Origin of the sequence: Natronococcus amylolyticus DSM 10524, assembly GCF_000337675.1 — an archaeon.
Taxonomy (GTDB): Archaea; Halobacteriota; Halobacteria; order Halobacteriales; family Natrialbaceae; genus Natronococcus; species Natronococcus amylolyticus.
In genome coordinates this window covers 67,983-88,164 of sequence record NZ_AOIB01000038.1, presented here as the reverse complement: position 1 = coordinate 88,164, position 20,182 = coordinate 67,983, and the positions used below count along the sequence as shown (strand labels likewise).

Here is a 20,182-nt window from a genome sequence, read left to right as displayed (position 1 = left end):
TTCCGGAGGACGACCGTCGGGTCGTCTCGTCGGGTTACTCCTCGTCGTCCTCGTCGGCGCCGTCGGCCGCCTCGAGGGAGTCCTCGGGGACGCCGGTCTCCTGGCCGTCCTCGAAGCTGATCGTGTAGGTGACGTCGCCGAACATCGACTCCATCGTCTGGGTGATGGTGCCGGTCTCGCCGTCGAACTCGCTGTGCTCGTCGTGCAAAACGACGTCGTCGTCTTTCTCGAAGCTCATAGTGGCTGTTCCCCGGCGCGGGGTAAAAAGGGACTGATTCGCCACGGGGGAGCCGGCGGCGGGCCGGCTACCGCATGCTCTCGAGGGCGTAGACGGTGTCGGACATGAGCCACGCGTCGTCGTTTTCGGCGTCTTCGATGCTCAGGGCGAAAAACGAATCCCGGCCGTCGTCGACGGTGATTCGGTAGCTTTCGCTCCGCAGCTCGGTCGTTCGCTCGGGCGGCGTCGGGTCGGCGGTCACACCCGAACTCGGCAATCCGGAGGGATAACTGGCCCGGTTCGGAGTTACTCGAGTTCCTCGAGCAGCGCTTCGGCCGCGGCGCTCGAGGACTCGGGGCCGCGGGCCGTCAGCAGGTCGCCGTCGACGGTGACGCTCGTGTCGGCGTCGAGTTCGGGCTCGAACTCGCCGCCTGCGGCCTCGACCTCGTCGGCGACCCAGTAGGGGAGTTTGCGGCCGTCGGGCATCACGTCGTTCTCGTCGACGATGTCTTCCTCCCACTCGTTGGGGAAGCCGGTGACCTCGCGGCCGTTGACGATAAAGGCGCCCTGGCTGTCGCGGGCGAACCCGAGCATGCCGACGGCATGACAGACGACCAGGGCCGTTCCGTCGTCACCCTCGACGGCCTCACGGAGGAGTCGACGGGCGTCGACGTCCTGGTTGATGTCCCACTCGGTGCCGTGGCCGCCCGGGAAGACGACGGCGTCGTAGGCCTCGCCGTCGGCTCGCGCGACCGGGATCGGATCGTTCAGCCGCTCGTCGCTCTCGTGGACCTCGCGGACGTGTTCGGCGGTCTCCTCGCCGACCTCGTCGGGATCGGCTGACGTCTCGTCGAGTTCGGGCGGTCCGCCGGACGGTGTCGCGACGGTGATCTCGACGCCGGCGTCGGAGAGTGTCTCGAGCGGCTCGATGCATTCCTCGCCCCAGTAGCCTTCCTCGCTGACAACGAACAGCGCTTTCGTCATACCCGAAGCGAGGGTCGGAAGACGGAAAACGACGAGCCTGGATGCTGCCGCGTTCGCGAGTCGACACGTCCGGACCGGTGACAGTCCCGGGGCTCGTGAATGGGTTTTTGGGGACGACGGTGGAGACTCGAACTGCTATGGCCGGCCGACGAAACCCCTTCGACCGCCTCGAGGAACTGTTCGACCGACTGAACCGCCAGTTCGAGGAGGCTGCCAGGGACTGGGAGGACGAGCAGGGCGAGCAGTTCGCCTTCGGCAGCGCAACGACCACGCTCGACCTCGCCGACCACGGCGACGAGTTCGTCGTCACCGTCGACGTGCCCGGCTACGAATCCGGGGACCTCGATAGCCGACTCTCGGGTGAAACCCTCTACATCAGCGGCGAACGCGAACACGGGACGACCGACGAGCGCGACGACAGCTACCTTCGCCGCGAGCGCGAACTCGAGTCGTTCAGCCGCCAGCTCACGCTCCCGGAGCCCGTCGACGCCGACGGGATCGAGGCGACGGTCAACAACGGCGTGTTGACGATCCGCCTGCCCAAGTTCGAGCCCGGCGAGGGTTCGCACGCGATCGACATCGACTGAGACGGGCACGCTGTCTGCTTTCAGCCCTCGGCCTCGAGGGCCTCGAAGAACCGATCCGGGAGCCGGCTCCCGACGACCGTCAGCAGCTCCCTGGCCTCGGGATCGACGTCGTCGACGATCGCCGCCAGCTCGATCCGACCGCCGGCCATGTCGTGGTGGCCGCCGGCGGAGCCGAGCTCGTCGAAGCCCGCCTCGAGCGCCTCGCCGATGTCGATCTCGGGATCGATCGACCGGGCGCTCAGCCGGATCGCGTCGTCGACGACGCCGTAGACCAACACCGTGTCGACGTTCTCGAGGTTGAGCAGGTAGTCCGCGGCCTGTGGGAGTGCGTCCGTTTCGGGAGTCCGGCCGACGGTAGCAACCATCGACGACCCCTGGCGCTGGCGGGTCGCGATCGCTCGACCGATAGCGTCGAGCGTCGCCGCGGAGAAGGCGCTGCCGTACAGCTGGTCGAGCGCCTCGAGTTCGGCCTCGGGGTAGACGGCGAGCGCGGCCTCGTACTCGCGGCGGGTCGGACGCCGAACGTAGTCGAGCCGCTCCCGGTGGAGCGCGAACAGCAGCGCCGAGGCCAGCCGGGGGGTCGGCTCGATCCCGAGCTCCTCGAGGTACTCGACGAAGATCGTCACTGTCGCGCCGTAGTCGACGCGGACGTCGACGAACGCGCCCTCGATCGGATCGCCGGGGTGGTGGTCGACGACGATCTCCGGGTGAACCGTCTCCGGCAGCTCGGTGTTGGCCCCGGGCTGGGAGTGGTCGACGAACGCGACGGCGTCGTAGTCGTCGAGCTCGATCCCGTCGAGGGTCTGCAGCGGGATCTCGAGGACCGAGACGAACGCACGGTTCTGTTGGTGGGAGATGTCGCCGCCGTAGGCGATCGCTACCTCGCCGACGCCGACGTCGTCGGCGATCGCCTCGAGAGCCAGCGCGCTGGCCAGACAGTCGGGATCCGGGTTGTCGTGACAGACGATCGCAAGCGAGTCGCGGGTCTCGAGAACCGCGGCGAGCTCGGCCGCGCGTGACATGGGACGCCGTAGGGGGTCGAAACGTTTGAACGCCCCTACGGTTTCGCAGGAATTACACTGGAAATTAAACGTTATCGCGAGGTAGCAGCGCCATATGTCGCAATCACCGTCGGTAAGCGGCGTGTACCCGTTCGCTCAGTTACCCGTCAACGCCTCGCTGGCTGGCGCGAACGGAATCTCCGTGCCGAGCCCCTCCTCGCTCGCGCGCTCGTAAAGCATATTCGCCGCTGCGACCGTTTCGACCCCGGTGCCGCCGCTGTCGAAGACGGTGATCTCCTCGGCGCTCGTCCGGCCGGGCGCGACCCCGGCGACGACCTCGCCGAGTTCGGCGTGGACGTCGTCCTCGCTCACGACGCCGGCCTCGAGCGCCGCGAGGAAGGCACCGGCATCGAACGTCGCCCGCTCCCGCAGGTCGGGGACGTACGTCGCCCGCTTGATCGTCGTCGTGTCCAGCTCGCGGCCGTCGGTTCCGTACTGACCCATCGCCGTGACGTGGGTCCCGGGCTCGAGGTCGTTCCCGTCGAAGACGGGGTCGCTCGCCCGCGTCGCCGTGATCACGATGTCCGCCCCGGCGACCGCGTCGGCGCTCGAGGCGACCGCCCGGACGTCGGCCTCGAGTTCGGCGTCGAAGTCGGCGGCGAACGCCTCGCGGTTCTCGGCCGTCGGCGAGTAGACCCGCACGTCGGCGAGGTCGCGGACGGTCGCCGTCGCCCGCAGCTGGCCGCGTGCCTGGGCGCCGCTACCGATGATCCCGAGCGTGTCGGCGTCCTCGCGGACGAGGGCGTCGACGCCGACGGCGCCGGCCGCGCCGGTCTTGAACGGGTTCAGGCTCGCGCCGTCGAACAGCGCCAGCGGTGCCCCGCTGTCGGCGTCGAACAGCGGCAACACGAACCAGGCGTCCTCGGCGCCGAACCCGGCGCTGTACGTGTATCCACCCATGACGCCGCTGTCGGGGAGGATGGCGGTGTAGCCGGTGAGCATCCCCGCGGGCTCGTCACGAACGAGCTTCGATCTGGGCTGGGCGGGGGCACCCTCGCCGCGCTGTCGGTACCCCTCGCGGACGGCGTCGACGTACTCGGCTGGTGTCGCGAGGCCGTTGACGTCCTCGCTCGTCAGAAACAGGGTGTCGGTCACACCGGGGAGAACAACGGGAAGGGAGAAAGGGATATCGGCTCGAGATCGGATTCAGTCCGCGTTGAGCGGCTGGGGCGTCGACTGGACGTCGTCCGTCGAGTCGAGCGGCGCGTTGACGAACATTGCGTGGCCCATGAGCGTCATTGCGGCGAACGCTCCGGCCGGTACCGCCGCCGTCACTGACAGGCCGACGAACGTCAGTGCAGCGGTGATGCCGAGCAGTGCGACTGGGATGAGGCCGAGAACAATGTCGTAGTATCCAGTCATAATGTATTCTATACTATGCGGAATAGTGGTATAAGTGTTTCCCATAATTAGCTGATACTGGACCTATTTCTAACTCGTATTAGCGAGGAGCGATTTGCATAACTTATGGGAAATTCATGTCGATATGACAGGGAGCGAAACCATCGGTTTGAAGCGAGCTATCCCCCATAGCGCGCCGACTATCTATCGGCTGAAACCCAAAAAATAGCCCGATAGAGGCGTTTTGCGCCCGTTAATCGTCGAACGCGGGAAAGAACACGATCGATAATTACATTATCTGCTGAGCGTATCAGCAAGAAAACATCCTGTTCGGTTTCTGAGAGGCTCGGTGGAGGGTCAGCGTTCGGAGTCGTCGGGCGGAACCGTTTCGGTGCAGTCAGCGACGGGAGCGGGCGTAGACCGCGTAGGCCCCGCGCCAGCCGACGAGCGCGAGCAGACCGAACCCGGTCATCACGAGCGGGAACGGCCAGACCGCGCCGCCGTCGAACAGCGCCGACGCCCGCAGGATCAGACCGACGTTCGCAGCCGCGACCCAGGCCACCGTCGTCAGGCGGACGGTGCGAGCGAGCGACGTGGCGACGCCGGGCGCGTACAGCCCGGTCAGCGGAGCCATCGCGAGCCAGCCGACGGCGAAGGGGACGACCGTCTCGAGGGCGGCCAGCGGCTCCCCGATCGGGTCGACGCCGTGGCTCAGCTGGCCGACAACGATGATCGCGGCGAGCAAGGCGAGATCGACCGCGCCGAGCGCAAGCCCCTCCCGGTCGATCGAGAACGCGGACGAGCGGGCCGGTGTGTCCATGCCCGACTCTCGCGACTGCGTCCATATCGATGTCTCGGTTCGTTCTCACAGGGCCGGAACGCGGTTACTCGGCCTCGGGCGGCCCGGTGACCGTCCCGAGCACGCGCTGGGAGAACTCTACCTCCGAGAGCTCGTCGTTGAGTCCCGCGAACCACTCCTCCTCGACGTGCCAGTGCCCCCGCAACTCGCCGTCGGTCGACAGCGAGGTGACCTCGAGACGACCGGGCGTCCAGTCGCGCTCCTCGGCGATCGAGAGCAACATCCGGACGACGGAGCTCACCTCGTCGGTCGTCACGAACGGCGCCTCGGCGACGGTCTCGTACTCGAGGTCGATCGCCGCGCCGTCGGCGGGCGCCTCGCCACCGCCGCCGTCGGGCCAGGAGACGTCGGTGACGTAGATCCCGTTGCTCATCAGCCGGTTCTCGAGCGCGACATCGACGGCGTGGTCCGGTGACATACCTCCGAGTTGGGCCGGTGTCCCTAAAAACGATTACCCGCTACAGCGGCTCGACGAGGTCCTCGAGCGCCGCGGCCGGGTCGTCGGCCTTCGCGACACCGCTTGCCAGCAGGACGCCCTCGGCGCCGAGGCCGCCCGCGGCGACGACGTCGTCGCCGGTGCTGATGCCCGCGCCACAGAGCACGGAAACCGCCGAATCGACGTTCGAGGCGGCGTCGACGGCGTCCTCGACGACGTCGGGGTCAGCCTGGCTGACGGGGGTGCCGGTGCCGATGAGTTCCGGGGGCTCGACGGCGACGGCGTCGGGACCGAGCGCCGCCGCGGCGCCGATCTGGGCCGGGTTGTTCGCACAGACGACCGTCTCGAGGTCGGCACGTTCGGCCGCACGAACCGAGCCGTCGATATCGGCCAGCTTCAGGCGCTGCTCGGAGTGGTTGATCAGCGTGCCGTCGGCGCCCGCGTCGGCGACCGACTCGGCGAGCGTGTGGCCGGTGTTGCTGCCGTGATCGATCGGATCGACGTGCTGGGCCCAGGTCTCGACGCCCGTCTCGGCGACGCGCTCGAGGTGGGCGGCCTGGGGTGCGACGGCCAGTCGGGCGTCGGTCCGGTCGTCGACGTCGCTGACGGCCTCCGCGACCTCGATCGGATCGCACGGGTAGGTCTTGAGGTTGACGAGAACGAACATACCAGAGACGGCCGTCGCCGGAGAGAAATAGCTTGCGAGTCGGTCCCGGCTAGTCCTTGCGCTTGACGACGTCGCCGAGGGTGTAGCTGCCAGAGGCCGAGCCGCCCGACCACTCCGAGTCCTCGGCCGAGCCGCCCTCGGCGTTCAGGTCGATTCCGAGGTGGCTCTCGAGTTTCGACTGCACGCGGTCGCTGGGGAGCGTGTCGCCGCGTTCGATCTTGCGGATGAGACTCGCCTTCTCGTTGAGTTCGTTCGCGAGATCCGACTGGCTGAGCCCCTTGCTCTCGCGAGCGTTCCGAACCAGATCGTCGTAGTCGGTCGCCAGCTCGTCCATGTCGTCGAACATGTCCTGGCGGCGCGAGCCGCCGGAACTCGAGGACGTCGAGCCGCCGCTCGCGGCACCGCCGGAGCTCGAGGACGAACTCGAAGAGCTCGAACTGGTCGAGTACTTCGTGGAGGAGCTCGAGCTACTGGGCTGTTTCACCTCCGTCCCGAACTCCGTACAGTTCGAACACACGTCCAGCTTCGCACCCTCGACCTTGATCGTCTTCGGAGACGACGTCTCGGTGCCACACATCTCGCATTGAACCATGACCGAACCTATATCGCGGGACGTCATAAACCATGCGGCGCGGTCCCAGTCCCCCGGAGTCGGCGCCGAGAGGGACGGTTACTCGAGGGCGATCCAGGCGTAGTAAAAGCGCTGGAGCGCGGTGATGTGGCCGACGACCGCGAGGAAGACCAGCAGCCAGCCGATCAGCGTTAGCCCGCCGTAGACGCCGGAGATCGGGTAGGCGAGAAAGCCGACGAGGCCGATGATCACCAGCCGGTCCGCGCGGCCGATGAGCCCGCCGTAGACTCGGTCGAGTCCCACTGCCTGGGCCTGCGTACCCAGGTACGAGGTCATCACGACGCCCGTCACTGCCAGAAAGCCCAGAAAGTAGCTCTCGACGCCGGCTGCGAGTCCGCCGATGATGACGATGTCGGCGTAGCGGTCGATGACGTGGTCGAGCAGGTCCCCGCCCGCGGAGGCGACGTTCTGCTCGCGGGCGAGCGCCCCGTCGATGACGTCGAGCCAGCCGTTCAGAAAGACCAGTATCGCGGCCGCGACGAACCAGATCGGCGCCACCCGCCCGCCGAGCGTGAAGGCGAGCGCCGCCAGCACCGCCATCCCGAACGCCAGCAGACTGACGCCGTTGGGCGTCATCCCCAGCCGGTCGAACCCCTCGACGAACGGGTCCAGAATTCCGGAGACGTACGGACGGAGCTGATCCAGCGTCATTCCAGATACCCCACGAAGTCGACCTCGCCGGCGCTCGGCTCACGGTCGCCCGCGACGACGGCCTCGAGTTCGCTCGCAACCGCCTCGGGGTCGCGATCCGTGGTGTCGATCTCGTAGACCGACTCGAGGCCGTGTTCCTCGACGGCCTCCGCGAGGACGACGTCCAGGGCCTCGCTCTCGGCATTTTCCCCGGCCTTGGCCTCGCGCTCGCCGCGCTCGAGCAAGCGCTGCTCGAGCTGTGCGGGCTCGCAGCGCAGAACGACGACACGATCCGCCTCGAAGTGGTGTGCCAGGTGTGACTCGATCACCGCGTGTTCGTAGTTCGCGAGACGCTCTGCCAGCGCGTCGAGATCGGCGATCTTGCTCTCGCGGTCGGGATCGATCGCCGTGTAGAGTTCTTCCTCCTCGAGGACCTCGTTGAGGTGGACCACCTCGAGGGCGTCGTCCTCGATCGGCGACTCGCCGTCCGCGAGCCGATCCTCGAGCAGTTCCGTCACGGTGGTCTTCCCCGTTCCCGGGGTTCCGGTGACGGCGATCCTCACGTGTCGGTCACCTCCGGCTCTCGCTCGAGTTCCAGCTCCTCGAGGACGGCGTTTACCGTCTCGACGGCGCGTTCGGTTTCGCGTTCGGTGCCACAGGTGATCCGGATACAGCCCGGCAGGCCGAAGCTCGAGCAGTCCCGGACGATGACGCCTCGCTCCTGGGTCGCCTCGGCGACGGCCGTCGCGTCGCCGACCGCCGCGAGCGCGAAGTTGCCCTCGCTGGGCCAGACACGGGCGCCGAGCCGTTCGCGCATGTACTCGCGGGAGTCCCGGGCCGTCGCGACGGTTCGCTCGACGTGCTCGTCGTCGTCGATCGCCGCCAGCCCTGCACGGCAGGCGATCTCGCTGGCCGCGAAGGGGGTGTTCACCCGGGCGTAGGCGTCGGCCCACTCGTCGGGAACGATCGCGTACCCGAGTCGGACGCCCGCGAGGCCGTAGGCCTTCGAGAACGTCCGCAGGACGGCGACGTCGTCGCGGGCCTCGAACCCGTTCCGGCCCTCGAGCAGGGAAACGGCGCTGTCGACGTCGGCGAACTCGCCGTAGGCCTCGTCGACGACGACGAGGGTGTCCTCGCCGGTCTCCTCGGCGATCACCTCGACGGCCGCCAGTTCGATCGTCGACCCCGAGGGATTGTGCGGGCTCGTGAGGTAGACGATCCGCTCGCCGTCGTACGCCGAGAGCACCGTCTCGGGGGTCTGTGCGAAGTCGGCCTCGCGCTCGAGGGTGTACTCTCGAACCCCGCCGTGGTGAAAGCGCGCGCTCATCCCGTAGTAGGCGAAGCCCGGCGAGGGGACGAGGACGTCGTCGCCCGGCTCGAGAATCGCCCGGGAGAGGTAGTCGATCGCGCCGTCGCCGCCGTTTGCGAGCCAGACCTGCGCGGGGTCGACCGACCAGCGGTCGGCGACCGCGTCGGCGAGATCGGTGTGCGTGGATTTGGGGTAGGAGCTCACGCTCCCGGCGGCCTCCCGGATGGCGTCCGCGGCCGCGGGGGAGGGGCCGTGCGGGTTCTCGTTCGAGGCGAGCTTGATGAACTCCGAGGGGTCGCGCCCGAGTTCGCGGGCGACCTCCTCGATGCCTCGCCCCGCCTCGTAGGCGACGTGTTCGGACAGGTCGCGCGGTTGCATACGCGAACCCTGTTTCCGGCGGCTCTTAAGGGTGCTCACCTGCTCTCGTCGGCCGCACCAGAACCAACTGAAAATTATACTCGAGTAGATAAATTTGGACGGCTCAATACCCCGACTACAATTCTTAGAGCCCCTACCCCCACTAAGAGTGCTTTGTCGTGAAGGCAGAGAATTGTTCCAATACAGACAATTTTGTGTACGCATATGGCTCAGGACGCGGACCACAGTGACGAGTACGATCTTACGGGGAACCCCAGACGGGGGCTGATTATGGCAACGCTGTCGTTTTTCGCCGGTCTCACGACGATCGCCTTCTACGGCGTGGCGGGCCCGACCTTCCAGGAGGCGCTCGGGATCTCCGGAGCGCTGCTGGGACTGTTGCTGTCTTCACCTCACATCAGCAAGGTGCTCCTCCGGGTGCCGTTCGGCGCCTGGGTCGACGACATCGGCGCGCGAAAGCCCATTCTCATCCTCATGGGAATGACGCTCGTCGGGTTCGTCGGCCTGGTCGCGACGCTGTTCCTGTTCTACCCCGACAACTTCGGCTCCCATCTGTACGTCCCGCTGCTCGTCTTCGGGATCCTGGCGGGCGCCGGCAGCGCGACGTTCTCGGTCGGTATCGCCCAGACCTCCTACTGGTTCCCCGAGGATAAACAGGGGTTCGCGATGGGCGTCTTCGGCGGCGCCGGGAACATCGGACCGGGGATCATCAACTCGGTGATTCCCTTCCTCATCGGGGTCGCGGGACTGGCGCTCGCATACTCGAGCTGGCTCGTCTTCATGCTCGCCGCGACCGCGCTGTACTTCGTCTATGGCGCCAACCCGTACTACTTCCAGCTCCTCGACAAGGGACTCGACAGCGACCGAGCACAGAGCGTCGCCGAAGATATGGGCCAGGAGGTCTTCCCTGGCGGCGGCACTTGGGACTCGCTGAAGGAGTCCTCGACGAACCGCTGGACCTGGGTGCTCGTCTTCCTCTACACCGTCTCCTACGGGGGCGGTTTCACCGCGCTGACGACGTGGTACCCGACCTACTGGAACCTCTTCCACGGAATGAGCCTCGCGATGGCGGGGCTGTTCGCGGGCGTCTTCGTCGTCTACGGCTCGCTGGTCAGAATTCCCGGCGGCAGCCTGAGCGACCGGTTCGGCGGCGAGAACGTCGCCGCCGTCAGCTTCGCCGTGATGGTGATCGGCGCCGGTATCGCCACCGTCTCCCAGGCCGTGATCCCTGCCTTCGTCGGAATGATGGTGCTCGGCACGGGGATGGGCGTCGCGAACGCGGCGGTGTTCGAACTCGTTCCGAAGTACGTCCCCGACGCCGTCGGCGGCGCCTCCGGCTGGATCGGGGGAATCGGCGGCGCCGGAACCCTCCTCGTGCTACCGATCCTCGGCGTGTTCGTGGACATTTACGGCGAGATCGGCTACGCGTGGGGGTTCATCGTGATCGTGACGCTGAGTTCGATCTGCGTCGGCGTCTCGATCCTGCTGAAGTTCTTCGGCCCCGAACCCGCCGAGGAGATCGACGAATCGGCGATGCACTAACTGACGACCGTCCGTTTCGACTACGCCGAGGGTAGCACTCGCTCGAGCGGTTTCGACAACGAACGGGCGCTACACGAGTTCGAAAAAGGAGGACGCTACGGCCGCGAGATCGTCACCGAGACCGGTGAGTTCCCGATGACGTTCTCGGCGACGCTGCCGACCAGGATTCCGGAGAGCCCCGACCGACCGTGGCTCCCCATGACGATGTGATCGACGGCTTTGGCCTCGGCGACGTTGACGATCACCGACGACGGGTCGCCCGTCTCGAGCACCGTCTCGACGGAGACGTCATCGCCGAGCGTTCGCCGCGCGTCGTCGAACAGCTCCCGGGCTTCCTCCTCGCGTTCCTCCCGAATGCCTTCCGCCGCGGCGCCGGCCGCGCCGTAGGTGACCTCGTCCAGCTCGAGAACGTGCAACAGGACGATCTCTTTGGGATCAAACAGTTCCGTCGCCTCCTCGAGCGCCGCTCGAGCAGGATCCGAGTCGTCGATCGGAACCAGCAACCGTTCGTTCATGCGTCCAGCAACGGTAGCGCTACCCGAAAGGGTTGTGCCTGCTTCCCAAGGCGCCGGGTCGACCACTGGTCGAGTCGAGCTCGAGTGACCATCCTGCGGGTGATCGGGACGGCTACCGAGAGGTGATCCGCCGATTCGTGGCTCGGAGCCGTCGGTGGAATCCGGACGATACCGGCAATCTCGACCGGAAAGTGCTACTCTCTCACATATTCCTGAACGAAGAGTTATTCGAACGGAACCCCTGATTCGAGTATGAACGAACTGGTGGCGACAGTCCTCCAACTCGAGGATCCGGGGATCGATCCGATGCTGTTTATCGGAGCGCTCGTGCTCGCGGTCGCTGCGATCACGGTCTGGCAGATGGTCGAGATCGTCGATGCCTACAACCGGGGTGCACTGACGGTCTTCGGGGAGTACCGAAAGCTGCTCCAGCCGGGGCTGAACATCGTTCCGCCGTTCGTCTCGCGGGTCTACACGTTCGATATGCGGACCCAGACGATCGACGTGCCGACCCAGGAAGCGATCACGCGGGACAACTCGCCCGTCACCGCGGACGCCGTCGTTTACATCCGCGTAATGGATGCCAAACGGGCGTTCCTCGAGGTCGACGAGTACAAGAACGCCGTCTCGAATCTCGCCCAGACGACCCTCCGTGCGGTCCTGGGCGACATGGAGCTCGACGACACGCTCAGCCGCCGGGAGATGATCAACGAGCGGATCCGCCAGGAGCTTGACGAACCCACCGACGAGTGGGGCATCCGCGTCGAGAGCGTCGAGGTCCGGGAGGTCACTCCCTCGCCGGACGTCAAGGGCGCGATGGAACAGCAGACCTCCGCCGAACGGAAACGGCGCGCGATGATCCTCGAGGCACAGGGTGAACGCCGCAGCGCCGTCGAGAAGGCCGAAGGGGAGAAGCAGTCGAACATCATCCGCGCCCAGGGTGAGAAGCAAAGCCAGATTCTCGAGGCGCAGGGTGACTCGATTTCGACGGTCCTGCGGGCGAAATCCGCCGAATCGATGGGCGAGCGTGCGGTCATCGACAAGGGAATGGACGCCCTCGAAAACATCGGTCAGAGCGAATCGACCACCTTCGTCATGCCCCAGGAGCTCACGTCGATGGTCGGACGCTACGGCAAGCACCTCTCGGGCAGCGACGTCCAGCAACAGGACCGCCAGCTCGAGAGCCTCGACTTCGACGACGAAACTCGCGAACTGATTGGCCTCGACGACATCAGCAAGATCCTCGGCGAGATCGACGAGGAGCTCGAGATGGACGTCGAGGAGATGGAAAAGGAGGCCCAGGCGATCCAGGAGGGCGAGGACATGGGCCAGAGCCCGGACAGCATCGACGTGCCGCGAGACGAGGAAGAGACGCCGGGCGAGGAGTCGGAAGTCGACAGCCAGTAGATCGACGACCGCGTCGCACTCGCGCTCCAAATCGTTTTTCTACCGCGCTTGCGGACGCTACAGCATGCACGACGATCCGCAGTCCGCTCGAGAGGAGCGGACGATCTCGCGGTGGACGCGCTCGCAGGCGGCCGCGATCCGGCGCAGCGAGGAGACGCTCGCGCCGGTCGTCTACCCGCCCGCCGAGGATATCGATCCGGACGTACACGTCTGGGACACCTGGCTCCTGCGCAATCGTGACGGAACGATCGCCGAGATCGACGGCTACCGCGTGATCTTCTCGCTGACGGCGCCGGCCGACCTCCTGCCGGGCAAACGCCACGACGTGGCGACGATTCGGTACTTCTACTCGCGGGACGGCCGGGAGTGGACTTGTGGCGGCCCCGTCTTCGAGGAGAGCGCGGAGCAACGCTCCGCGGGCAGCCGGACGGAGTCCGGCGACAGCGTCCCGTTCGGCTCGCGCCAGTGGGCCGGCTCGGCGCTGTACGACCGTCGCGGGGGCGTGGCGGACGACGACGAGGACGGCCAGCTGTACCTCTACTACACCGCCTCGGGAACCCGCGACGAGACCGATCTCACCTACACCCAGCGCCTCGCCGTCGGTTCGGGTGGGACGATCGAAACCGACGACGACGGCCTCGAGATCTCGGGGCCGTTCGACCACGAGATCCTGCTCGAGCCCGACGGCACCGAGTACGAGCGCGAGGAGCAGTCCCGGGGGATGATCTACACCTTCCGCGACCCCTGGTTCTTCGAGGACCCGCAGACGGGCGAGACCTGCCTGCTGTTCGAGGCGAACACGCCGGTTCCCGACCCCGAACTCGAGAGCGATCGGTACGACGCCGACCCCGAACACCTCGATTTCAACGGCAGCGTCGGGATTGCCGTCTCGCCGTCGGGCGATCCGACCGAGTGGGAACTCGAGTCGCCGATCCTCGAGGGCGTCGGGACGAACCAGGAGCTCGAGCGTCCGCATCTGGTCGTCCAGAACGGGCGGTACTACCTCTTCCTCTCGAGTCACGAGCACACTTTCGCCGAGGGACTCGAGGGGTACGACGCGCTGTACGGCTTCGTCGCGGACTCGCTGCGGGGCGAGTACGTCCCGCTGAACGAGTCGGGACTCGTGCTTACCAATCCGGAGAGCGCGCCGTTCCAGACCTATTCCTGGCTGGCCTACCCCCACCGCGAGGAGATCCTCGTCAGCAGCTTCTTCAACTACTACGACCTGCGCGGGCTCTCGCTCGACGACGTCGCACACCTCCCCGACGACGAGCAACAGCGTCGGTTCGGCGGCACCCTCGCCCCGACGGTTCGGCTGGGCGTCGACGGGACCGAGACGCGGGTGCTCGGCGTGCTGGATCACGGCCACCTGCCGCTGCCCCGCGAGAACCTCCCCACGCTGTTCTCCTCCTACCGGGGCGGGGACGGCGGCGGCGAGTACTAGCGTTCCGGACCGACCGGGCGTTCCGACCCCCGCTCGCGTTCGCGTTCAGCCCCGACGTTCGGCCAGGCCGAGCCCATTGTCCACACCTCGAGATCCTCGAAGACGGCCCGTCCCTCGGCGGCGTACAGCGAAATACCGTCGCTGTCGGGTCGGGTCGGGAAGATCCGCGTCGTCAGGCAGTGGCGCTCGTTCGCGAAGATCTCGAGGACCGAGCCGTCGACGAACAGCCGCAGCGACAGGCTCTCGTCGACCGGCGTGACGGGCATCGAGATCGGCTCGCTCGAGGCCCGGTGGTCGGTCGTCGACGCCGACCGGTCGACGACGAGGTCGCTCTCGCGGGTGTACCGCAGCAGGGTCTCCTCCTCGCCGTCGGGCGATCCTCGCACGACGAGCCCGCATTCGTCGGCGTCGTCGAGTCGGATCTCGGCTCGGAGCTCGAACGACCGACTGTCGAGGGGAAGGTCGCGGCGTTCGTCGGTAAGCACCGGAGAGCCGTCGTAGCCGCGTTCCTCTCGGAGTGCGGTCAACTCGGCCGCGGGGCGCTGTCGGAGCCGACCCGCCTCGTCGAGATCGATCTCGCGGGGCAGCGAGAGGGTGCCCGACCAGCCCGCGTCCCACTGGAACTCGTGACTGCGGTCGGGTTTGATCCACCCCCAGGTGAGCCACCGGCCGTCGTCGTCGCGCAGCGACTGGGGCGCGTAGAACGCGCCGTGATCGAGCAGCCCCGTCCGCTCGACCTCGAGCGAGCCGTCGGCGTAGTCGCCTAGGTAGTAGCGGACCTCCTCGTAGTTCGAAACGTGTAACAGCCGCTTCTCGCCGAGGTCGAGCAGCTCCGGACACTCCCAGATCACGCCGTCGGTCTCGGCCGCACCGGTGAGGATCGGCCCCTCGTAGGTCCAGTCGGTGAAGTCGTCGTCGTCGCTGGTATAGAGCAGGGCTGTCCCACCCCCGTCCTCGATGCCGGAGCCGATGAGGTGGTGCCAGACGCCGTCCTCGAGCCAGACGTTGTGGTCGCGAAACTCCGCGCGCCAGTGCTCGCTCGAGCGAAGCGGCGGCTCGACGGGGACCGACTTGATCACCGGATTTTCGGGTGACTTCTTCCAGCCCGTCAGCTCGTCGTCCGTCGCGGTCGCCAGACAAGGAAGCTGCACGTCGTCCCGGCCCCCGGTGTAGAGAATTTTTGGCGTCCCGTCGACGTCGACCGCACAGCCCGACCAGCAGCCGTCGCGGTCGGGGCCGTCCGGTGATGGCGTCAGCGCGATCGGGCGGTCCTCCCAGGTGACCAGATCGTCGCTCACCGCGTGCCCCCAGTGGATCGTGCCGTGATGGGGACCGCCCGGGTTGTGCTGGTAGAAGGCGTGGTACGTCCCGTTCCACTTGATCATCCCGTTGGGGTCGTTGAGCCAGTTGCCCGGCGGCGACACGTGATAGCGGGGACGGTGGTGGTCGTCGGCCAGTCGGTCACGGTCGGCCGACAGCGCGGGGGTTCCCCCGGGATCGTGCTCGAGCAGTCGATCCCTCCCGCCGAGTACCGCGAAGAGGTTCCGGAGCAGACGGTCCCGATTGCGGGCGGCCTCCTCGGGAAGGGGTTCGTCGAATCGGACTCCCGTCCCGAGCCCGGCGACGTCGCCGTCACCGATCCGCCAGCCGAGCAGCGCGGTCTCGTGTGGCCGTTCCCCGTCGGCCCGGAGCGTGCTCGCGAGGACGGCTCCCCGATGCGGGAGGATCCCCTGGTAGCGCGCGAACGGCTGCTCGGCCTCCGGCGAGGCGGTCGGCACCCGCAACCCCTCGAGTCCCTCGAAGACGGGACGGTCGGCGCGCAGCGACTTCACGAGCAGCCCCGTCGTCCCCGCCTCCGTTCCCGCGGTATCGGGGCCGACCGGGTCGATCCCGAGTGCGGGGACGGCCTCGAGCGCCCGCAGGGACAGCAAGAGCCCGCCGCCGTCCCCGAGAAACGCCTCGAGCGCAGCGCGTGCGTCCTCGGCGATTGCGTCATCGGCCGGCTCGGCGCGGTGCCACCAGAGGACGTCGTACGCCGCGAGCCGGGCGCCACCTTCGGCGACGGCCGCGAGTGAGATCGTCTCGACGTCGACCCCGGCCGCCGCACACCACTCGAGGGCGGCGCGCTGTTCCGGCGAGGGCTCGCCGGCGACCAGGAATCCGACGGTCTCCGCTGGTTCGCTCATCTACTCCCAACGCGGCGTCGGACCGTAATAGGCGTGCCGACGTGGGGTCGGACTTGGATCGATGCTCCGGAGCGAGCGGATTCGGCGAAAGCGACCGAAGCGTCGGCCAGCCGTCCGGTCTCCACCTGGAGGTTCAGGGGCGTACTATTTCCTCGTGGCGCCCCTACAAGGGGTACGATGTCCACAAACACCAGCAACGGCGGTTTCAGCGGCTCGTCGGCGAACAAGCTCAGTATCGTCTCGACGGTGATCGACGCGGGGCTCGCGTTCGCCCGCGGGCGACCCAAGAGCGCACTGCTGTTGCTCGCTGCAGCCGCGCTCTCGACGCGGATCCCCGGGATCGGAACGGCGACCTCGATCCTGCTGCGCGTGATTCACCGACTCCGGTAGCTCGAGGCCGATCTCGGGCACGTCGCCCGACGACGGCAAAGCGATTTATCCCGCGCCGTAGGCGAGTACAGTATGCGACGGCGAACGCTGCTGGGCGGGCTCGCAACCGGGTTCGGCGCGTTCGTCGCCCGAGATGACGACGCGACGGCGTCGATCGAGCGCCGCAAGCAGCGCTGTGCGAGCGACGAGGACGACGCGGCGACGGCTCGGATCGACGGGGGCACGCTCGTCCTCGAGGGACTCATCCGAACGCCGACGCCCTGTCACGTCCTCGTCCTCGAGTCAGTTTCGTACGAGCGCGACGCACTCGAGGTGACGGTCGGCGTCGACGAACCGGACGGCTTCTGCGTGCAGTGTCTCGGCGTCGTCGAGTACGTCCTCGAGATCGAATTCGACGGCCGAGTGCCCGACTGCGTCGCGGTCTTTCACGAGCGACGCGACGAGACGGTTCGGGTCGCTCGAGAGCGACTCGATGGAGGAACTGGACGGGAGTGAGGGGCGGCAGTTACTCCACCGCGGAAGATCGACTCGTATTCATCTGTCTATAGTATCGAAGTGCTGAGGGGCGACTCGACCGAATTAGCGTGTGTCGAACGAGGCAACCACATCACTCGTCGAATACGTCTCGACCAGGCTCTGTTCGTCAAAGTCGGAATCGTCGCTCCAGATTGCAGCATCGCTGGCGATCGCACACGCGAGATACAGCACATCGTCAGGGTCGGTGTCTCCAATTGCCGCTTCTGCCGTCTCGATAGCCGGATGGAAGTCGTCGGCAGGAACGCCCTCGATATACTGGAATAAGAGGTCGATGAACTGGGTTACGCGATCCGGATTCATTCCGGATTTCTCGACGATCAGATCCTCGTAGTTCTCGACTTCGTCGTGGACGAATTCGGGCGTCAGGAGATCCGGCTCGAGTGTGACGAGAAGTTCCCGCGTTTTCGAGTCGGCGATGAGTGCGGAGATGACAACGTTGGCGTCGATGACCAGCTTCATCCGTCGAGTCTACGCCGACTCTTCGTCGATGCGCTTGCGTCCACGCTCGTTGATCCTATCGGCGATTTCCTGAACGTCGCGCTCGGTAAGTTCGCTCTCGCCGGTGAGTTCGTCCATCATCTCGAGCGTCTCGACCTTCTCCTGGATGGCCTGTCGCGTGACCTCGCTCCAGTTGATTTCCGGATGGTTCTCCATGCGCGTTTTGAGGTCGTCGTCCACGTTGACCGTAATACTGGGCATACAGGCTTCTGTGGGTACACAGAATACTGTGCTTTTCGGTTAGTTCACGGTCTTGCACGAGCGACGCGACGAGACGGTTCGGGTCGCTCGAGAGCGACCCGATGGACGAACCGAGTGAAACAGCCGTTTCACTTTGAAGGAAGGCTTTATCTGTACTTGCCAGATATCGGCCATGAACAGACGGACGGTCCTCGCCGGCGTCGGTACCGCGCTCGGGCTATCCGCCAGCGGCTGCCTCGGAGAGGCGACCGATGCGACCGACGCGAGCGACCCGGAGATGACGCTCTCGCTCGGGTCGATGGACGACGACATCGATCCGCTCTCGTTCGAGATCGAATCCCTCGAGGAGGGGCTGTCGGAGACCGACGTTCCGACGCTCGAGATCGCGGTCGAAAACGTGGGCGACGAACCGGCGACGTGGACGCAGTCGCAGTCCGAGTTCGCGTTCCCGCAACGGCGCGTTACCGACGAACTCGAGATCGGGCTGGCGGACGAAGTCGACGCCGCCCTGCTCGACGAGGAAGGCTGTGCTCGACTGGAGCGACGAATCGCACGCAACGACGTCGAAGTGGAGACCGTTCTCGAGCCGGGCGACGCCATCAAACAGCGGTGCGCGGTCGCGCCGGTCGACGAGGAGCTGACGGACTCGTGTCCGGATCGCGGGACGTATCGAACGGCACACGAGTACGACGAGCACGGAACGTGGGGGGTTCGAGCTCGAGTTACAGTGACGGGAGCCGGCGTCCTCTGGATTGCCGTCGACTCCGCCACACAGCCCGCGTTCTCCGCTCCGATTCGCCCGAAACGTTGCGTCACGATCACGAGCCCCGACCCGGAGATGATCGCAACGAACGAAACCCAGACGACGCCAGGCAGTCCGCCACCACGGTTCTTCGAGATCCACGTCGTCTCGAGCATCGTTCCCGGCAGCATAGCGCCGCTCCAGACGATGTCCACCGTCAGTATCTTCGGACAGAAAGTATTTATTCCAGCGTGTTATTTTGTGAAACGGCCGGAGGAATACTGCCTCTGACAGGCATCGCTCGTGAGTTTCCTCGGCCACTCCCCTCCCCCCATCGCTGCTCTTTCGAAGCGTCCGACCTCACGCCTCGAGCGACTCGAGCGTCGGTCGGTCGAAACGTCCGTATCGATCCGTGGCTCTGACGCGAGACATATCGGTCCACAGTTGAACGGCGGTCCCTCTAATATGTTTAGTCGCAGCTCTGAACTTCTTATTACACCTGACTAATAAAAAGATTATTGTAACCACCCTAAGTAGAACCAGGTGGTCGGTGGGGGAGTTATTCGAACTGCCCTAACGGTCAGAGGTCATGCCTTCACCCTCGATCCCACCGACCTCGCACCACGAACCAGATACGAACCACACGGAGCGAGTTGAAGCGGGACTTCACCTCGCGCGGTTTCTCGGCGCGTTCGGCCGCTACAGCTACGGCTGGAACGCTTTTTACACTGCTCACGAACAGCGCCCGGAGGCCGAAAACGGCCCGATCTCCGAGCGTCCTCTCGTGAGCGAGCGTGCAACGACGTTCAGTGGCAACTGAAGGTGTGGCTGAACCGACCCGGCTTGCCCTCGCCATCTGTCCCCCTCTAGGCGGATCCGACGACAGGGAGAGTCGAACGCGACCGCGCCATCTGCCCGCCGAACGACGTAGTTGTTACACCCGTAGTAACAACTCGAGTACTACGGTTGTATTCACGGACGCCTTATGTTACTTGATGGCGATGCAACGTGTATGGCGTCCAAAACCAGGGCTGCTGGAACGTGTGCGAAGTGTGGAAACGTATTCGCAGTCCGGCAGTCGGACGGCGGAGCGATCGAACCGATCGGCGTCCGCCAGTGTTCCTGCGGGGGGACGTCGTTCGAAGTGCTAGAGAGCGCACCGGCTGATCCGTACGCAACGACCGAGTGAGCGGTTCCCGGTACCGTCCCGTTTCGTCCGACCGCAACGCTACGCGAGGGTGTCGTCGCCGGTTCGTCCGTTTCGACCGTTCGCCGTGTGCGCGCTCGATGCTTGCACCCGTGAGAGTCATCCCCCGAGGACGTCTCGCGAGTTCGTCTCGATCCGACTACCGGTTCGCCACCGTGTAAAAAGAGGTATCACCTCACACGGCGTACCGAAGCCGATGCAATCCGAGTGTCGAACCTGCCGCTGGAGCGGGGGCGCAAACGAACTCAACTGGCGGATTCGCGACGGGGACCCGAGAGTCGGGGGCGAACGAATCTGTCCCGAGTGCCGTGGTACCGACGTGGACCTCACGAGGTGATCGTCCTTCTGGACCGTCCGGTCGAGAGCACTGCTGACCCAGTTCGAAATCGGTCGATTCCGATATCGTATTATAT

General features: G+C 66.1%; 25 protein-coding genes. 8 read left to right on the top strand and 17 right to left on the bottom strand.

Annotated elements, in window-relative coordinates; genetic code table 11:
- Window positions 1-34: 34 nt before the first annotated feature.
- The 3 genes from C491_RS19700 to C491_RS19695 form a co-directional block, all read right to left on the bottom strand.
- On the bottom strand, window positions 35-238 hold the full coding sequence (locus tag C491_RS19700; protein WP_005559569.1) for a hypothetical protein: 204 nt from the start codon (window positions 236-238) through the stop codon (window positions 35-37).
- 67 nt (window positions 239-305) lie between these two features.
- The gene (locus tag C491_RS23440) at window positions 306-479 is read right to left on the bottom strand and encodes a hypothetical protein (protein ID WP_005559566.1); all 174 of its coding nucleotides are present in this window, start codon (window positions 477-479) and stop codon (window positions 306-308) included.
- A 44-nt stretch (window positions 480-523) separates the two neighbouring features.
- Window positions 524-1,201, bottom strand: coding sequence for a type 1 glutamine amidotransferase domain-containing protein (locus C491_RS19695; RefSeq protein WP_005559565.1), 678 nt, complete (start codon window positions 1,199-1,201; stop codon window positions 524-526).
- 137 nt (window positions 1,202-1,338) lie between these two features.
- Between C491_RS19695 and C491_RS19690 the strand changes: the two genes are divergently transcribed.
- Window positions 1,339-1,788, top strand: coding sequence for an Hsp20/alpha crystallin family protein (locus C491_RS19690; protein ID WP_005559563.1), 450 nt, complete (start codon window positions 1,339-1,341; stop codon window positions 1,786-1,788).
- 20 nt (window positions 1,789-1,808) lie between these two features.
- Here C491_RS19690 and C491_RS19685 read toward each other — a convergent pair whose 3' ends face one another.
- From C491_RS19685 to hisC, 10 genes are all read right to left on the bottom strand, one after another.
- Window positions 1,809-2,810 (bottom strand): DHH family phosphoesterase, encoded by a 1,002-nt coding sequence (locus C491_RS19685; protein WP_005559561.1) that lies wholly within the window; start codon window positions 2,808-2,810, stop codon window positions 1,809-1,811.
- Between the two features lie 135 nt (window positions 2,811-2,945).
- The gene (locus C491_RS19680) at window positions 2,946-3,944 is read right to left on the bottom strand and encodes an ornithine cyclodeaminase family protein (RefSeq protein WP_005559560.1); all 999 of its coding nucleotides are present in this window, start codon (window positions 3,942-3,944) and stop codon (window positions 2,946-2,948) included.
- A gap of 51 nt (window positions 3,945-3,995) precedes the next feature.
- Entirely contained in the window at window positions 3,996-4,211 is a 216-nt protein-coding gene (locus C491_RS19675; protein WP_005559559.1) for a hypothetical protein, read from the bottom strand.
- 376 nt (window positions 4,212-4,587) lie between these two features.
- Window positions 4,588-5,010: a DUF3054 domain-containing protein gene (locus tag C491_RS19670; RefSeq protein WP_005559558.1), complete on the bottom strand. Its 423-nt coding sequence runs from the start codon at window positions 5,008-5,010 to the stop codon at window positions 4,588-4,590.
- Between the two features lie 64 nt (window positions 5,011-5,074).
- Window positions 5,075-5,467: a hypothetical protein gene (locus C491_RS19665; RefSeq protein WP_005559557.1), complete on the bottom strand. Its 393-nt coding sequence runs from the start codon at window positions 5,465-5,467 to the stop codon at window positions 5,075-5,077.
- 40 nt (window positions 5,468-5,507) lie between these two features.
- Window positions 5,508-6,152, bottom strand: coding sequence for a triose-phosphate isomerase (gene tpiA / locus C491_RS19660; RefSeq protein ID WP_005559556.1), 645 nt, complete (start codon window positions 6,150-6,152; stop codon window positions 5,508-5,510).
- Window positions 6,153-6,201: 49 nt separating this feature from the next.
- The gene (locus tag C491_RS23900; protein WP_083909396.1) at window positions 6,202-6,744 is read right to left on the bottom strand and encodes a multiprotein bridging factor aMBF1; all 543 of its coding nucleotides are present in this window, start codon (window positions 6,742-6,744) and stop codon (window positions 6,202-6,204) included.
- 78 nt (window positions 6,745-6,822) lie between these two features.
- On the bottom strand, window positions 6,823-7,434 hold the full coding sequence (locus tag C491_RS19645) for a CDP-alcohol phosphatidyltransferase family protein (protein WP_005559552.1): 612 nt from the start codon (window positions 7,432-7,434) through the stop codon (window positions 6,823-6,825).
- A complete protein-coding gene (locus C491_RS19640; RefSeq protein WP_005559551.1) occupies window positions 7,431-7,976 on the bottom strand; it encodes an adenylate kinase family protein in 546 nt (181 codons plus the stop codon). The genes C491_RS19645 and C491_RS19640 overlap by 4 nt, the downstream gene beginning before the upstream one ends.
- Complete coding sequence (hisC, locus tag C491_RS19635) at window positions 7,973-9,100, bottom strand: histidinol-phosphate transaminase (RefSeq protein ID WP_005559550.1); 1,128 nt, start codon at window positions 9,098-9,100, stop codon at window positions 7,973-7,975. Before hisC ends, C491_RS19640 begins: the two co-directional genes overlap by 4 nt.
- A 204-nt stretch (window positions 9,101-9,304) precedes the next feature.
- On the opposite strand from hisC, the gene C491_RS19630 reads away from it, so the two are divergent.
- A complete protein-coding gene (locus tag C491_RS19630; protein ID WP_005559549.1) occupies window positions 9,305-10,642 on the top strand; it encodes an MFS transporter in 1,338 nt (445 codons plus the stop codon).
- A 95-nt stretch (window positions 10,643-10,737) separates the two neighbouring features.
- Here C491_RS19630 and C491_RS19625 read toward each other — a convergent pair whose 3' ends face one another.
- Complete coding sequence (locus C491_RS19625; protein ID WP_005559548.1) at window positions 10,738-11,157, bottom strand: universal stress protein; 420 nt, start codon at window positions 11,155-11,157, stop codon at window positions 10,738-10,740.
- 252 nt (window positions 11,158-11,409) lie between these two features.
- Between C491_RS19625 and C491_RS19620 the strand changes: the two genes are divergently transcribed.
- Together C491_RS19620 and C491_RS19615 are read left to right on the top strand one after the other, a co-directional pair.
- A complete protein-coding gene (locus C491_RS19620) occupies window positions 11,410-12,564 on the top strand; it encodes an SPFH domain-containing protein (RefSeq protein ID WP_005559547.1) in 1,155 nt (384 codons plus the stop codon).
- A 64-nt stretch (window positions 12,565-12,628) separates the two neighbouring features.
- Window positions 12,629-14,008 (top strand): glycoside hydrolase family 68 protein, encoded by a 1,380-nt coding sequence (locus C491_RS19615; protein WP_005559546.1) that lies wholly within the window; start codon window positions 12,629-12,631, stop codon window positions 14,006-14,008.
- On the opposite strand, the gene C491_RS19610 is transcribed toward C491_RS19615, so the two are convergent.
- Complete coding sequence (locus C491_RS19610) at window positions 14,005-16,194, bottom strand: glycoside hydrolase family 32 protein (protein ID WP_005559545.1); 2,190 nt, start codon at window positions 16,192-16,194, stop codon at window positions 14,005-14,007. The genes C491_RS19615 and C491_RS19610 overlap by 4 nt on opposite strands.
- Window positions 16,195-16,371: 177 nt before the next feature.
- Here C491_RS19610 and C491_RS19605 point away from each other — a divergent pair, with 177 nt between their 5' ends.
- Together C491_RS19605 and C491_RS19600 are read left to right on the top strand one after the other, a co-directional pair.
- Window positions 16,372-16,584, top strand: a complete 213-nt coding sequence (locus tag C491_RS19605; protein ID WP_005559544.1) for a hypothetical protein — start codon at window positions 16,372-16,374, stop codon at window positions 16,582-16,584.
- Window positions 16,585-16,656: 72 nt separating this feature from the next.
- Window positions 16,657-17,079, top strand: coding sequence for a hypothetical protein (locus C491_RS19600; RefSeq protein ID WP_005559543.1), 423 nt, complete (start codon window positions 16,657-16,659; stop codon window positions 17,077-17,079).
- Window positions 17,080-17,163: 84 nt separating this feature from the next.
- Here C491_RS19600 and C491_RS19595 read toward each other — a convergent pair whose 3' ends face one another.
- On the bottom strand, window positions 17,164-17,580 hold the full coding sequence (locus C491_RS19595) for a PIN domain-containing protein (protein WP_005559541.1): 417 nt from the start codon (window positions 17,578-17,580) through the stop codon (window positions 17,164-17,166).
- Between the two features lie 9 nt (window positions 17,581-17,589).
- On the bottom strand, window positions 17,590-17,820 hold the full coding sequence (locus tag C491_RS19590; protein ID WP_049892393.1) for a hypothetical protein: 231 nt from the start codon (window positions 17,818-17,820) through the stop codon (window positions 17,590-17,592).
- A gap of 172 nt (window positions 17,821-17,992) precedes the next feature.
- On the opposite strand from C491_RS19590, the gene C491_RS19585 reads away from it, so the two are divergent.
- Window positions 17,993-18,853 carry a hypothetical protein gene (locus C491_RS19585; RefSeq protein WP_005559538.1) on the top strand — a complete coding sequence of 287 codons (861 nt, stop codon included), beginning with the start codon at window positions 17,993-17,995 and terminating at the stop codon, window positions 18,851-18,853.
- A gap of 298 nt (window positions 18,854-19,151) precedes the next feature.
- Window positions 19,152-19,382, top strand: coding sequence for a hypothetical protein (locus C491_RS19580; protein ID WP_005559537.1), 231 nt, complete (start codon window positions 19,152-19,154; stop codon window positions 19,380-19,382).
- Window positions 19,383-20,182: the final 800 nt, after the last annotated feature.